This is a genomic window from Aminithiophilus ramosus (genome assembly GCF_018069705.1).
Taxonomy (GTDB): Bacteria; Synergistota; Synergistia; order Synergistales; family Aminithiophilaceae; genus Aminithiophilus; species Aminithiophilus ramosus.
In genome coordinates this window covers 3,037,884-3,051,725 of record NZ_CP072943.1, presented here as the reverse complement: position 1 = coordinate 3,051,725, position 13,842 = coordinate 3,037,884, and the positions used below count along the sequence as shown (strand labels likewise).

Here is a 13,842-nt window from a genome sequence, read left to right as displayed (position 1 = left end):
CGCCGTTCCTGTTGTGTCGGCCGTCGCCATCGTTTAGACTTGTTTCAGGAAAACGTTGGGGGCTTGGTCGTGGGGCGCGTCGGAACGTCCAACCTGAAGGAGGGCATGGTCCTCGCCGAGAATCTCCGAGACTCGGCGGGGCGTTTTGTGCTTGCCAGCGGATCGGCCCTGACGGCCAAACAGATCCGCATGTTCAAGATTCTGGGAATCCTGGCCGTTTCCGTCGAGGGAAGCGACGACGAGGCCATCGAAGAGGAGCGGCGCGCCACCGAGGCCGTGCGGCGACGGGCCGAGGCCCATCTTTCCCTTCTTTTCCCCCCGTCGCGGCGCGATCACCGGGCCATGGCCGAACTCTTCCGCCTCTGCGTCGACCGCCTCGCCGCCCGGATGGAGGAGGGCTTCGAGCCCCGGCCCGTCGTCGTCGGGAGCGAACCTCTCGAACTCCTGAGACGCTGCCGGAGACGGGATCTGACGCCGGAGGGCCTGGTCCTCGGAGAGGTTCGCCTCGCCTCCTTTCCCGACATCTATTTCAAGATCCGCGAACTCCTCGAGACGCCCTACGCCTCGGCCGTCCACCTGGCCGAAGTCGTCGGCAAGGACCCCAGCCTCTCGGCGCGGCTGCTGCGCCTCGTCAACAGCTCCTTCTACGCCTTCCCCCAGCCCATCGACTCCATCTCACGGGCCATCGCCATCATCGGCACGACGGAGCTCTCCAGCCTTGCCCTGGCCGTCTCGACGCTCAACGTCTTCGACAGGGTCCCGGACCGTTACGTCGACATGAAGTCCTTCTGGCAGCATGCCGTGGCCTGCGGCGTCTTCGCCCGCCTCCTGGCGGCCTCCCGCGACGCCCGTCAGGAGGAGCGTTTCTTCCTGGCCGGCCTTTTCCACGATCTGGGACGCCTCGTCCTCTACCGCCGTCTCCCGCGGGAGATGACCTGCGCCCTCGCCCTGTCGCGGCGTCTCGGGGCGCCTCTCCACGAGGGCGAGCGCGACCTTCTCGGATTCGATCATGCCCGTCTCGGACAGGTCCTCCTGGCGTCGTGGCACATCCCCGATCCCCTCCCTCAGCTGGTGGGCTTTCACCACAGCCCCGTCGACGAGGGAGCCCCCGAGGGAGCCGCTCCCGTCCACGTCGCCGATATCCTCTCCCTCGCCCTCCAGATCGGCACCAGCGGCTCTCTTTTCGTTCCCTCCCTCAAGGCCGGGGCCTGGGAGGCCCTGGGGATCGAGGCCGAGGCCCTGTCGGGCATCGTGATCCAGGGGGAGCGGCAGATCAAGGAAATCATGCACGTCTTTTTCGGCGGTGAGAACTCATGACGGATCAGGAAAGAAACGCCCTCGCCGAGGAGGTCGACCGCCTTCGCCGGGAGCGACAGAGGGGCGCCAGGCTTCTCGAGGCGGCCATGAACCAGGCCCTTCTCGTGCCGCGCCTCGACGAGGTGACGACGGCCTCGGCCCTTCTGGAGGAGACGTCGGCCAAGGTCCGGAGCCTGATCCGCTTCAAGGCGACGGCCTTCTGGCTCGTGGCTCCCGACGGCCTCGACTTCCGCCTTGCCCTCTGCGATCCGCCCGAGTGGGAGCCCTTCATCGCCGCCGAGACGGAGCTCCTCATCGACGACGGCACCGTCGCCTGGGCCCTGAGGCGCAGCAAGGCCCTGACCGTCACGGCCGGCGAGGGGAGGGAATCGCTCCTTCTCCAGGGCCTCGTCACGCCCGATCGCGACCTGGGCCTTTTCGTCGCCGTCCTCGACGAGGACCTGGCCCTCCTTCCCGATCTGGGCCGGGCCTTCCTGACGGCGACTCTGGCCCTGACGGCTTCGACGCTCCACAACCTGGAACTCTATCGCCTCGTGCGCGATCTCAACGAGGAGCTCAGGCTCAAGGTGGACCATCTCGAGGCCACGGAGCGGGAGAGGGCCGCCTATCGAAGCCAGCTGGAGCTGAAGGTGTCGGAGAAGACCGAGGAAAACCGGGCCAAGGACCTCTTCATCGCCAACGTCAGCCACGAGATGCGGACGCCCCTCAACGGCATTCTCGGCATGGCCGAACTCCTGGCCGACGGTGCCCTCGGCGGGGAGGAGAAGGAGCGCGTCGAAATGATCCGCCGCGAGGGACGCTCTCTCCTGCGCCTCATCAACGACGTTCTCGACTTCTCCAGGCTCGAGGCCTCCAAGGTCGCGATCGAGAGGCACCCCCTCTCCGTCGCCGAGCTCCTCGACGAGATCCGCACCTCTCTCGCCCCCCGAGCGGCCCGCAAGGGGCTAACGCTGCGTCTCTGCCTGGCCCCCGACATCCCCTCCTGCGTCGAGGGCGATCGAGGGCGGCTCCGTCAGGTCCTGGTGAACCTGACGGACAACGCCGTCAAGTTCACCGACGAGGGGGAGATCCTCCTCTGCGTCGCCGTCGAGAGGCGGGACGGCGAGGGGGTGACGCTGCGCTTTTCCGTCCGCGACAGGGGGATCGGCATCACCGAAGAGCAGCAGAAGCGCCTCTTCCTCCACTTCTCCCAGGGCGACGCCTCGACGACGCGCCGCTACGGCGGGACGGGCCTGGGGCTGGCGATCTCGAAGCGCCTCGTCGACCTCATGGGCGGGACCATCGCCGTCGAAAGCGTCTTCGGAGAGGGCTCCCTCTTCTACTTCGACGTTCCCTTCCGCCTCGCCGATGGAGGGGAGCGCGACGAGGGGCCGACGAAGATCGTCCTCTCCCGCTTTCCCGGCGCGCGCCTCCTCGTCGTCGACGACAGCCGGACCAACCGCCGCGTCGCCGAGGCCATGGCCGAGAAGCTGGGCCTGAAGGCCGCCTCCGTCGCCTCGGCCGAGGCCGCCCTGGAGCGCCTGGCCCGGGAGCCCTTCGATCTGGTCCTCATGGACATCCAGATGCCCGACGTGGACGGTTTCGAGGCGACGGCCCGCATCCGCGCCTCGTCGACCCTTCCCGACCCGGCGATCCCCATCGTGGCCCTCACGGCGGGGGCCTTCGAGGGCGACCGTCGGCGCTGTCTCGATGCGGGAATGGACGGCTACCTCTCCAAGCCGATCCTTCCCGACGTCCTGCGCCGCGTCATCGACGGTCTTCTCGAGGCCAGGCGGCCCAGGCCGAGGCCCGATCTGCTCGACATGGAGCTTCTCCGGGATCGCATGGGAGGCGACGCGACGTTCTGCCTTCAGATCGTCGAGACCTTCGCCGAAGACCTGGAGGCCTATGTCGGCGATGCCCGGGCGGCCCTGGCCGGGGGCGATCTGGAGCGACTGCGCCTCGTCGCCCACGCCCTGAAGGGGGCGGCGGCCAACAGCGCCGCCTCGGCCCTTCACGGTCGCGCCACCGACCTGGAGAGGCGCTGTCGAGGGCGTGACCGGACCGGTGCGGCGAGGGCGCTGGAGCAGCTGGAGAAGGAAGCGGCGGGTTTCCTGACGTGGTGGAAGGAAGAGGGCAGGGGAGGTTGGACAGAATGAGAGTGCTCGTCGCCGAAGACGACAGAACGACCCGTTTCATGGTCGCCTCGCTTCTGGCTCAGTGGGGGTACGATGTCGTCACGGCCGAGAACGGCAGCGAGGCCTGGCAGATCCTTCAGGACGACGAGGCTCCCCCTCTCGCCGTCATCGACTGGCTCATGCCCGGGATGGAGGGCCCCGAAATCTGCCGCAGGCTCCGCCAGAGTCCCGAGGGACGCTACCGCTACGTCCTCCTCCTCACCGTCCAGGGCGATCGGGCCAGTGTCGTCGCCGGCCTCGACGCCGGAGCCGACGACTATGTCACCAAGCCCTTCGACGCCCAGGAGCTCAAGATGCGCGTCCAGGCGGGGCGGCGCATCCTGGAGCTGCAGGATCGCCTCCGCCATCAGGCCGATCACGACGGCCTGACGGGGCTCTTCAACCGCGGCGCCGTCCTGACCCGCCTGGAGAAGGAGCTCTCGCGGTCGCAGCGCCTCAAAACCCCCCTGGCCGTGGCCATGGCCGATCTGGACGATTTCAAAAAGGTCAACGACCGCTACGGCCACCTCGTCGGCGACATCGTCCTCTGCGACGTCGCCCGGCGCATGACGGAGACCCTGCGCGACTACGACGAGGTGGGGCGCTACGGCGGCGAGGAATTCCTCATCGTCCTTCCCGGAGTGGCCGGCCCGGAAGTCGGAGAGATCCTCGAACGGGTCCGGTCGGCCGTCGCCTCCGCGCCCGTCCTCGCCGGAGGCTGGCGGCTGAACGTCACCGTAAGCCTCGGCGGGGCCTGCTTCGACGGAGAGGAGAAGCTGAAGGGCCTCGTCGGGCGGGCCGACGAGGCCCTCTACAGGGCGAAGGCGCAGGGGAAGAACGCCGTCGTGCTCTCCTGCTGATCAGAGGCCCAGGAGGGGGAGGACCTGATCGAGGTCCTTGTCGCCCCGTCCCGAAAGATTGACGAGGAGCGTCTCGTCCTCTCTCAGGCCGGGGAGCATCTTCAGGGCCTGGGCCAGAGCGTGGGCGCTCTCCAGGGCGGGGATGATCCCCTCGAGGCGGCAGAGGGTCCTGAAGGCCTCGACGGCCTCGTCGTCGGTGACGGCCACATAGGAGGCCCTTCCCGAGTCCTTGAGGAAGGCGTGTTCGGGGCCGACGCCGGGATAGTCCAGGCCGGCCGAGATGGAATAGACGGGCAGAGGCTCGCCGGCCCCGTCGGCCAGGACGTAGCTGCGGAAGCCGTGGATCAGGCTAGGCCTGCCCGCCACGAGAGTCGCCGCGTGGTCGCCCGTATGAAGGCCCCGTCCGGCGGGCTCGACGCCGACGAGTTTCACCGAGGCGTCGTCGACGAAGGCCGAGAAGAGGCCGATGGCGTTGCTGCCGCCGCCGACACAGGCCAGGGCGTAGTCGGGAAGGCGTCCCTCGCGGGCCAGGAACTGCTCCCGGGCCTCGCGGCCGATGACGCTCTGGAAGCGGCGCACCATCGTCGGGAAAGGATGGGGTCCCACGGCCGAGCCCAGGAGATAGAAGGTCTCGGGCTGTTCCACGTAGGCCGTCAGGGCCGCGTCGACGGCCTCCTTCAGCGTCGCCAGCCCGTCGTGGACCTCGACGACCTCGGCGCCGAGGGCCTTCATGCGGGCCACGTTGGGAGCCTGACGCTTCACGTCGACGGCGCCCATGTAGACGGTGCATTTCATCCCGAAGAGGGCCGCCACCGTCGCCGTCGCCGTCCCGTGCATCCCCGCCCCCGTCTCGGCGATGAGCTCCTTCTTCCCCATCCGTCGGGCCAGCAGGGCCTGGCCGAGGGCGTTGTTGATCTTGTGGGCCCCCGTGTGGTTCAGATCCTCTCTCTTGAGGAAGAGGCGGCCGCCGCCGCAGTGACGGCTCACGTTGGCGCACTCCGTCAGCGCCGAGGGGCGCCCCACGTACTCCTTGAGGAGGCGCACATACTCCCTTTCGAACTCGCCGTCGGCCGTGGCCTCGACGAAGGCCCGATCGAGCTCCTCCAGGCGGGGCAGAAGGGCCTCGGGCACGAAGGCGCCGCCATATTCCCCGAAAAAGCCTCGTCTCATCTCATCTCGACTCATCTTCAGAAAAACCTCCTCATGAAACGACGAAGGAGGGGCCTCGTCAGGCCCCTCCGAAAAAGGAAAAGGGGCTGTGAGGGAAGAATTCCCCCGCAGCCCCGGACGCACGACGGCTGCGGTGGCCTAGAGAGGCCACCACCAGAAGCGGTTCATCTGAAGGGACAGGGATTTCGGGCTCATCTCGCCTCAACTCCGGTCCTCCCCCCGGAGGGGGAAGAGATCCATTCCAGGAAAAACTACCACAGGAGGTCCTCCCGCGCAAGCCCCGTGGTGCGGATTCGCCGCGACCCGCCGTCGCGGCATCTTGAGGGGCCCCGGAGAGTTCCCTGCCCGGAGGGGCCAGCTCCTCCTCGTCGGGCCGCTTCTCCTGGGAGCGCTCCCCTCCCGGCCGCGCCGCCGCCGGTCCGATGCCGTCGGCGGCGCGAGCGCAAACCCGCCGAAGTCCTCGTCACCCGGATGGCCTGACGGATCTCCCGAGGGAGGATTCGCCCTCGTTCCCGTTGTCTCTCCACCCGAGGTTCCTCCGGCTTTCGGCACCGGTCTCGTCGGAGTCCTTGCTCTCAGGGGCGTTTCGACGCCAAAGGCGAAGCGGCGCCGGAGCGGCTTGGTGCCCCTTGGGCCGCCTGTCCCCGAGGGATCGGAAGGTGTCCTGCCGTCAGGGACAGAAAGGCCTCCGCTCCCCGAAGCAAAAAGGGCAAAAGACGCAGACCCCTTCGCCCCAGAAGAAACCCCGCCGCCGCCGCTCCTGCCAGCGTGGCCCACCGATGGCGTCGGAGCCCGGCGAGGGGATCGGCGCCGCGTGTGGCCTGAAGGAGACGGTTCCGGGCCTCCTCGACGGCTAGCTGCGGGCTTTGCGGCCGGCCGTCCACCAGAGGCCCCCTCCCAGGGCGAGAAAGAGCGATCCCATGAGGGCCGAGGCCGTCGGCGGGCCCCAGAGTCGCGCCAGAAAAAGATAGAGCCCTCTCCCCAGGAGGACCAGACCCAGGGCGAGACAGAAAAAAGCCAGTAGCAGGGTGGCGACGGCCTGGGCGGCCTCGACGCCCCTCTGGCGAAGAAGGCGTCCCTCGGCCTCGACGAGGTCACAGAGGGCCAGGAGGAATCGGGAGAGGGCCTCCATGTTATTTCCGGCGCGTCAAGGCTCCCAGAAGGAGGCCCGCTCCGAAGGCCAGGGTCGCCGCGGTCAGAGGGGCCCTGCGTCCCGACGTCACTTCCTCGACGCCCCTGTCCCAGAGATCGCTCACCCTTCCCCCCATCTCCTCAAGAAGACGGGCGATCCGTTCCGTCTCGAGGCCGAGCTGCGGCGTCCGATCAATCCGGTGACGCAGCTCGGCCACCTCCTCCGCCAGTGTCTCCAGGCGGGCCAGAAGTTCCCGGTCGTCGTGGGCGTTCTCGGTCATGGCCATCCCTCCTTCGCGGGTGATCCTTTCGAGGTCTTCCTTCGCTGCGGGCATCGTGACGACGCCCCGTAAAAGACCCTTCCTGTCGACCATTGTAGCATCAGGGGCTTCCTCCGTCCTCGACGCGGTCCCGGCCGATCGGGGAGGACTCCCCGTCGTCGGCGCAGGGGCCGATGCCGTCTCCGGGAAGGCGAGACACGCGACGAAGGTGCGACGGGGGGCTGGACGACCGGGGTCCCCGAAGGAAGTGCCCCCCGTCGTCCAGCCCCGCCACGGAGAAAAGCCTCGGGACGCCCCGGGCCCAAAGGGCCCGGGGCGTCGGGGTCTGTCAGGGGCGCCCGGGCAGGGCCATGAGGCCAGGAGTCGCCTTTGCCCCCTGTTGCCCGTCGCAGCGCCGGGCCAGCTCTTCGAGGAGGGCCGTCAGCCTGCGGCTCGTCCCGGCGGCGCGGTCATAGGCGGAGCGGGCCTCGGCCGCCTTTCCCTCGGCCATGAGGTGCTGTACGTCGTGGCCCAGGCGGTGAAGGTCGTCGTGAAGGGAGAGGACCTTCTGCCATTCGCCGGCGACCTCCTGAGGCGGCTTGGCCGTGGAGAGGAAGATGCCGAAGCGGCATTTGGTCGGGTCCGTCTCGTTGTTCCAGAGGCTGCCGTCGAGGAAGGCCGCCAGCCGCTCCATCCAGGCCTTGTGGGCGCCGATGGCCTCGTGGGCCATGACGGTCAGTTCGGCGCAGGTCGTCACGTTCAGCGAGGCCAGAGAGTCGAGGAGCTCCGCCCCCTGGGAGGCGTTCTTGCGAGTCCGCTCCGAGAGCTCGACGACGGTCCGGCTCAGGGTCTCGACGGAACGGCCCGCGTCGGAGATGACGTCGTTGATCTCTCCGGCGAAGCGCGAGACCGATTCGGCCCCCGAGGCCATTTCCTGGGCCGAGGCCGAGAGCTCCTCGGCGCTGGCCGCCACGTTCTGGGAGACCTCGTTCATGCTCTCCATCCGCTCCAGGATGGAGAGCATGGCCCGGACGACGGCGGCGATGTGGGCGGCGACGTTCTCCATCTCCTTCGACATGGCCTGAGCGTCGCCCGACGTTCCGTCGACGCCCGACATGAGGGCCGTCAGGTTCTCGCCGATCTGGACGGCGGCGCGCTTGCTCCCCTCGGCCAGGGTGCGCACCTCTTCGGCGACGACGGCGAAGCCGCGTCCGGCATCGCCGGCCCGGGCCGCCTCGATGGCGGCGTTGAGGGCCAGAAGGTTCGTCTGTTCGGCGATGCCCTGAATGGTCTGGACGACCTGGTGGATCACCTGGGCCTGGCCCGCCAGCGTGCGGGCCCGATCGGAGACGGCCAGGGCCTGGGCCTTGGCCGAATCGACGGCCCGGGCCGTCTCCTGAAGGTCCGATTCTCCGTGGCGGGCCTGGCCGACGACGTCGGAGACGGCGGCGTTGAGGCTTTCGGCCATCAGGGCCAGGGCCTGGGCCGTCGAGGCGATCTCCTCCGAGGAGGCGTACTGCTGCTGGACGGCTCCGGTGATCTGTCCGACGGCCTTCGTTCCCTGGCCGATGCCCTCCTTCATGACGCCGAAGCGCTCCTCGAAGGAGTGAAGGCCCCGGGAGAGGGCGTGGAAGGAGGCCAGAAAGTCCTGCGTCCCCTGCGAGGAGTGCCAGAAGTTGAGGCGGATCGTTTCGAGGAAGGCGTTGAAGCTCCGGGCCAGGCGGGCGATTTCATCCTCCCCCCGGGGGGAGAGGCGCCAGGTCAGGTCGGCTCCCTTGGAGGCGCCTTCCGTGAAAGTCAGCAGCGCCCTGACGGGGCCGAGGACGGCCCTGCGGTAGAAAAGGAGGCAGAGGAGGGCGACGAGGAGGGAGAGGGCCAGGGAGGCCTCCTGAATCCGCTCGAGGAGCGTGACCCGTCGCCGGGCCTCCTCTGCGATCTGGACGGTGACGCCGTCGGCGGCGGCGACGAGGGCCGGCGTCGCCGCGAGGATCTTGGAGCGGAGGGCCTCGTCGGCCGATGCGGCCATGAAGGCTCCCAGATCGGCCTTGAAGGCGCCGAAAAGACGGGCCTCGTCGGCGACCTTGGCCCTGACCGAGGGCGACGGCGCCTTCAGCTCCGCCGTCGTCCCCTTGGCGATGTCGAAAGGCGCGCGCCCTCCCGAGGCGAGGGCCTTTTCGGTGGCCTCGAAGGCCGTCATCGTCTTCTCGGCCTCGCTGCGGAAAAGGGCGTCGCCGGTGAGGGCGAAGGAGAGGGCCTCCTTGGTCATCTTCTGGGCCAGCATCCGCTGCCGTCCCGCCAGGTTGACGGCCAGACCGTCCTGCTCCTGGGCGGCGGTGACGAGGAGCGTCGAGACCAGAGAGGCGCAGAAAAGAAGGGTGAGCAGGGCGACGGGGAAAACCAGTTTGAACAAGAGATGCCTTCGCACAGAGAGACCTCCTTCGTTGTCCGATTTCTTGAACACGGCGATTATACCCCAGGGGATGTATGTTGAAAAGGTTGCAAAATAAGATTCACGGGCTCGGAGAGGCATCGTCCGTCGGAGCCGTCGATTCAAAGAGCCCTTCAGAAGCCTCGTCGTCGCCGAGGCGAGATCCCCATACCCGGCGTTCCCGCCCGAAGGAGCGGTTCGGACTTGTCGGAACCGCTCCTTCGGGCGAGAATGCCTTTGCGGGCTTCGAGGCCCGCGAAGGAGGAGAGGCCATGACGAAACCGACCCGTGCCGTGCGAGCCGTTCTTTTCGATCTCGACGGGACTCTCGTCGACAGCGAGCCCAACTACCTGGAGGCCGACAGGCTTCTCCTGGCCGGCTACGGCGTGGCCTTCACGGAGGAGCTGAAGCGCCGCTACGTCGGTTACGGCAACGCCGCCATGATGGAGGAGTTTCACGAGCGCTTCCGTCTTCCCGACGGCCCCGGGCTTCTGCTGGCGAAAAAGAACGCCCTCTACCTCGATCTCGCCCGGCGCAACACCCTTCTTTTTCCCGAGATGGCCCGTCTCCTGCCCGAGCTGAAGGGGAGGGGGATCTCTCTGGCCGTCGCCTCCGGGTCCTCCCCGGCCGTGATCGAAGAGATCGTCGCCCAGGTGGGGATCTCCGCCTTTTTCGATCTCCTCCTCTCCTCCGAGGAGGTGCCCCGTCCCAAACCGGCTCCCGATATCTTCCTCGAGGCGGCCCGGCGTCTGGGCTGTCCCCCGTCGTCGGCCCTCGTCGTCGAGGACTCGGCCCACGGTGTCGAGGCGGCCCTGGCGGCGGGGATGGCCGTCGTCGCCGTTCCGACCCTCGCCCCCTCTCGGGGCGACGTCTTTTACCGGGCCCATCGGCTCTTCGAGGGGGGCATGGCCGACTTCACCGCCCGGGCCTTTCTGGAGTGGCTCGACGGGGCCGATCGCTGAGGGGCGGTCGACCCCGACAAGCTTCAGCGCCGCAGCAGAAGGATCAGGGCCAGAGGCAGGAGGACGAGGTTGCCCAGGCCGACGGAGCAGCCCGAGGAGGAATGGCCGGGATCGGCCTCGGGGACGGCGACGGAGTAGAGCTGGATTCCGGCGTCGGCGTCGGCGTCCCACCCCTGGGAGAGGAGGTGGAGCCCCGTCTCGTCGCCGTAGCTCCAGCCGGAGAAGGCCCCCTCGAAGGCGAAGCGGAAGGGGGCGATGCGCCAGGGTCCCTGAGGCTTTTCGGCCTCCGTCCAGGCCACGAGAGGCGAGTTGACGCTGGTGTTGTAGAGGGTCGTCGTGGCGCCGAAGAAGTACAGCCGTCGGCCGCTCTCGAAGAAGGTCCCCCTCAGGGTGGGGAAGGGGAGAAGGACCGTTTCGCTCGCGCCCGTGGCCACGTCGACGATGTCCAGCTCCCGCCCCCCGTCGGGGTTCGCTCGGTCCAGGGCGACGCCTCCGGCCAGGAGGAGCTTCCCGCCGAGGAAAAGCGTCGCCGGGCGATAGCGGGCCGTCGGCAGGTCGGCGAGGCGGAGCCACTCTCCCGAGGAGGGGTCGAACCGGTAGAGTCTTTTCGAGATCTGCCTCGTCCCCTCCCCGTCGCGGAAGCTCCCTCCGGCGAGGTAGAGGCAGCCTCCTCCGTCTGCGACCGACGTTCCCTGGAGGACCCCCTCCTTCAGCTCCTGCGGCAGCTCTCCCGCGGCCGTCAGGCTCCCTTCGTCGGGATCGTAGCGGTAGACGACGCCGTCGTCGGAGCCGCCGAAAAGGTAGATCGCCCCCTTCCAGGCAGCCGGCACGGCGTAGTCCAGGTCGATGGGGCCGTCGTTGCCGACGAGTTCCTGGGCCGCCGCGTCGAGAGGGGCCTTTTCGTAGCGGCGCTCAGAGGGGTCGAAGCGGAGGAGCTTGGGGCCTTGGACCCAGTAACCCCACCGGCTGAAGATATCGGAGGTGCCGATGCCGTAGAGGACGTCTCCGAGGGCGACGGGACGGTCCGTCGAGGGGTAGACGCCGATCTCCTGGTCTCCGCTCGTCTCCAGATGGGTGTCGACGGCGCGGACCGTTCCGAGACGTCCCGCCCGGATCTCCAGCCGGGCCTCGCCTCCGCCGGTGAGGCAGACCAGCTCCTGCGGCGCGTCTCCGGGGTCTTCGGGGAGGAGACACTCCACCTCCGTCGGCGTCCAGCGTCGGGCCGTCACCTCCCGGACCGTCCCCCCTCCGTCGACGAGGCGGAGCGTCCCTTCCGCGCCGAGATTGCGGCCGTAGAGCGTCACCGCCTCGCCCGCCGCGGGAAAGACCGCCGAGGTGCCGAAGAGGGAGGGCCCTTCGGGGAGGGAGAGGACGGCCTTGGCGGCGTCGATCCGTCCCAGGCGGCTCAGCCCTTCGAGCCCCTCCGGCGACGCCTGGGCCTGCTCCAGCAGGGCCCTGACGTCGCGCCAGTCGGCGTCGGGATGGGCCGACAGGGCGAGGGCGCCGATCCCGGCGGCCAGAGGCGAGGCCATCGACGTGCCGTGAAGGATCTGCCAGGAGTAGATCCTTCGGCCGATCCTCTCCGAATAGCTGTTGGGCGGGTTGGCCGTGTTCGTCGTCGTCGAGAGAATGGCCAGCCCCGGGGCGAAGAGGTCGACGGTGCTGCGGCCGAAGTTGGAGAAGAAGGCCCGGTCGTCGGTGCCCGTCGAGGCCGAGACGGAAAGGACGTTGGGGTAGGGGAGGCAGGCCGGGTAGGTGAAGGGATAGGCGTCGAGGTCGATGCTGTCGTTGCCCGAGGCGGCGAAGACGAGGACCCCTCCCTCGTGGAGGGCCTCCAGCGAGGCTCTGACGGCCCGGCTGTAGGGGGCGCCCGTCCCGAAGGACATGTTGACGGCCCTGACGTTGACGCCGCGGGCCTTCTGGGCCAGGAGGTATTCGGTGTTGATCGCCATGGCCTCCGTCGAGAAGCCCTTGAGGGCCATGAGCTTCACGCCGTGGGCGATCCCCACCGTGCCGTAGCCGTTCCGCTCGGCGGCGATGATGCCGGCGCAGTGGCTGCCGTGGCCCGCCAGATCGTCGACGTAACAGTTGCCTTCCTCTCCGTTCCAGCCGTAGTAGTCGTCGATGTAGCCGTTGTCGTCGTCGTCGACGCCGTTCCAGGGCGTTTCCCCCTCGTTGATCCAGAGGCGGTCGGTCAGGTCGATGTGGCTTTCGTAGATGCCCGTGTCCATGACGGCGACGACGAGGCCGCTGTCGCCCGAGGTGACCTGCCAGGCCTCCCGGGCCCCGACGTCGACGCCCGATTCGAGGGTGACGGGAAAGGCCTGATCGGGCCGGGAACCCACGTCGGTCAGCTCCCGGGCCGTCGCGGCGCTGCCGTCGTTCTCCAGGGCCCACTGGAGATGGGAGAGGTTGTCCCATCCCTCTCCTCCGAAGAAGACGAGGGGGAGAGAGGGTTCGGCCCAGGCCACGCCGGGCGTCCGGGCCAGACGTCGCGCCGCCTCGTCGGCGTCGCCGTCGACGGACAGGGAGAGGACCCCCACGGAGGGGGCGCCGCCTCGGAGCTGCCCCGACAGGCCCGAGGCGGCCAGAAGGGAGGCCCCCCGGGCCGTGACGGCCGAGGCCGAAAGGTTTTCATCGGCACCTTGTTCGGGGGCGAAAAGGACGACGTTGCTCCAACCGGTGACGGGGGCGACGAAAAGCGACAGAACCACAGCCGACCACAACCAAGACGGAAAGCGCATGGGACCCCTCCTTCGATCGATGAATTCGCGGCGGAACCTTTCTTCCCGAGTATCGTAGCACAGGAGGGAACGGAGGGCCTCTTCCCCGTGTCCTTCGAGGGAGGAGAGGGCCTCGGGGCCCGTTCGGAGCGGAGGGTGGGATCGTTTGTGGTGGAGGTCTCCTCGCGTGCCGGTGCGATCGGGGGCGACGGAGCCTCCCTTGCCGGCCGCTGCGGATCGGGTCCGCGATCCGCAGACAAAATGGAGATGGAAACTTCATCGGCCCGGCCGGTCGGTTCGAACCGGCGCCTGCGCGCAGACGGTGATCGAAGCGGCCCCGCGTGGGTCCGACGGAGGGGGGCTGACGCGCCCGGGGCGTCGGCTGGGAGTCTGTCGGGTTCCTCCGGGAAATGATGAAACTGCCCTCTGAAGCCCTGCTCCTGCGGATCTTTATCGGCGACAACGACAGGCTGGAGGGCAGGTCGCTGCACCTGGCGATCGTCGAAGAGGCCCGCCGATCGGGCCTCGCGGGGGCCACCGTGCTGCGGGGGGCTCTGGGCTTCGGCGCCAACAGCCGGATCAGGACGTCGAAGATCCTGCGTCTTTCGGAGGACCTGCCTCTTGTCATCGAGATCGTCGACGCCGAGGAGAAGATCGAGGCCTTCCTTCCCAAGCTGGACGCCATGATCGGCGAGGGGCTCGTCACGCTGGAAAGGGTGCGCGTCGTCGTCTACCGGCACGATGGAGGGGAGTGAGGGCCGGGAGGCTCGTCGTCGCCCCGCCTCTTTTCACGCAGAAAGGCGAGGCGTCCCGAGGAGGGACGCCTCGCCTTTCT

The 13,842-nt window shown here is 68.6% G+C and carries 10 protein-coding genes; 5 read left to right on the top strand and 5 right to left on the bottom strand.

Annotated features, from left to right (window positions below; translation table 11 throughout):
• Positions 1-69: 69 nt before the first annotated feature.
• The 3 genes from KAR29_RS13765 to KAR29_RS13755 are packed head-to-tail and all read left to right on the top strand — an operon-like array spanning position 70 to position 4,333.
• Positions 70-1,317 (top strand): HDOD domain-containing protein, encoded by a 1,248-nt coding sequence (locus KAR29_RS13765; protein WP_274373565.1) that lies wholly within the window; start codon positions 70-72, stop codon positions 1,315-1,317.
• Entirely contained in the window at positions 1,314-3,455 is a 2,142-nt protein-coding gene (locus tag KAR29_RS13760) for a sensor histidine kinase (RefSeq protein ID WP_274373564.1), read from the top strand. The genes KAR29_RS13765 and KAR29_RS13760 overlap by 4 nt, the downstream gene beginning before the upstream one ends.
• Complete coding sequence (locus KAR29_RS13755) at positions 3,452-4,333, top strand: GGDEF domain-containing protein (protein WP_274373563.1); 882 nt, start codon at positions 3,452-3,454, stop codon at positions 4,331-4,333. Before KAR29_RS13760 ends, KAR29_RS13755 begins: the two co-directional genes overlap by 4 nt.
• Here the strand turns inward: KAR29_RS13755 and trpB are convergent, their stop codons facing one another.
• From trpB to KAR29_RS13735, 4 genes are all read right to left on the bottom strand, one after another.
• Positions 4,334-5,518 carry a tryptophan synthase subunit beta gene (trpB, locus tag KAR29_RS13750; protein ID WP_274373562.1) on the bottom strand — a complete coding sequence of 395 codons (1,185 nt, stop codon included), beginning with the start codon at positions 5,516-5,518 and terminating at the stop codon, positions 4,334-4,336.
• An 838-nt stretch (positions 5,519-6,356) separates the two neighbouring features.
• Positions 6,357-6,635: a hypothetical protein gene (locus KAR29_RS13745; RefSeq protein ID WP_274373561.1), complete on the bottom strand. Its 279-nt coding sequence runs from the start codon at positions 6,633-6,635 to the stop codon at positions 6,357-6,359.
• Between the two features lies 1 nt (position 6,636).
• Complete coding sequence (locus tag KAR29_RS13740; protein WP_274373560.1) at positions 6,637-6,915, bottom strand: zinc-binding metallopeptidase family protein; 279 nt, start codon at positions 6,913-6,915, stop codon at positions 6,637-6,639.
• Between the two features lie 328 nt (positions 6,916-7,243).
• A complete protein-coding gene (locus KAR29_RS13735; RefSeq protein ID WP_274373559.1) occupies positions 7,244-9,319 on the bottom strand; it encodes a methyl-accepting chemotaxis protein in 2,076 nt (691 codons plus the stop codon).
• Positions 9,320-9,594: 275 nt separating this feature from the next.
• Here KAR29_RS13735 and KAR29_RS13730 point away from each other — a divergent pair, with 275 nt between their 5' ends.
• Positions 9,595-10,284, top strand: coding sequence for an HAD family hydrolase (locus KAR29_RS13730; protein WP_274373558.1), 690 nt, complete (start codon positions 9,595-9,597; stop codon positions 10,282-10,284).
• A gap of 23 nt (positions 10,285-10,307) precedes the next feature.
• Here KAR29_RS13730 and KAR29_RS13725 read toward each other — a convergent pair whose 3' ends face one another.
• Entirely contained in the window at positions 10,308-13,028 is a 2,721-nt protein-coding gene (locus KAR29_RS13725) for a S8 family serine peptidase (protein ID WP_274373557.1), read from the bottom strand.
• Positions 13,029-13,420: 392 nt separating this feature from the next.
• On the opposite strand from KAR29_RS13725, the gene KAR29_RS13720 reads away from it, so the two are divergent.
• The gene (locus KAR29_RS13720) at positions 13,421-13,762 is read left to right on the top strand and encodes a DUF190 domain-containing protein (RefSeq protein WP_274373556.1); all 342 of its coding nucleotides are present in this window, start codon (positions 13,421-13,423) and stop codon (positions 13,760-13,762) included.
• Positions 13,763-13,842: the final 80 nt, after the last annotated feature.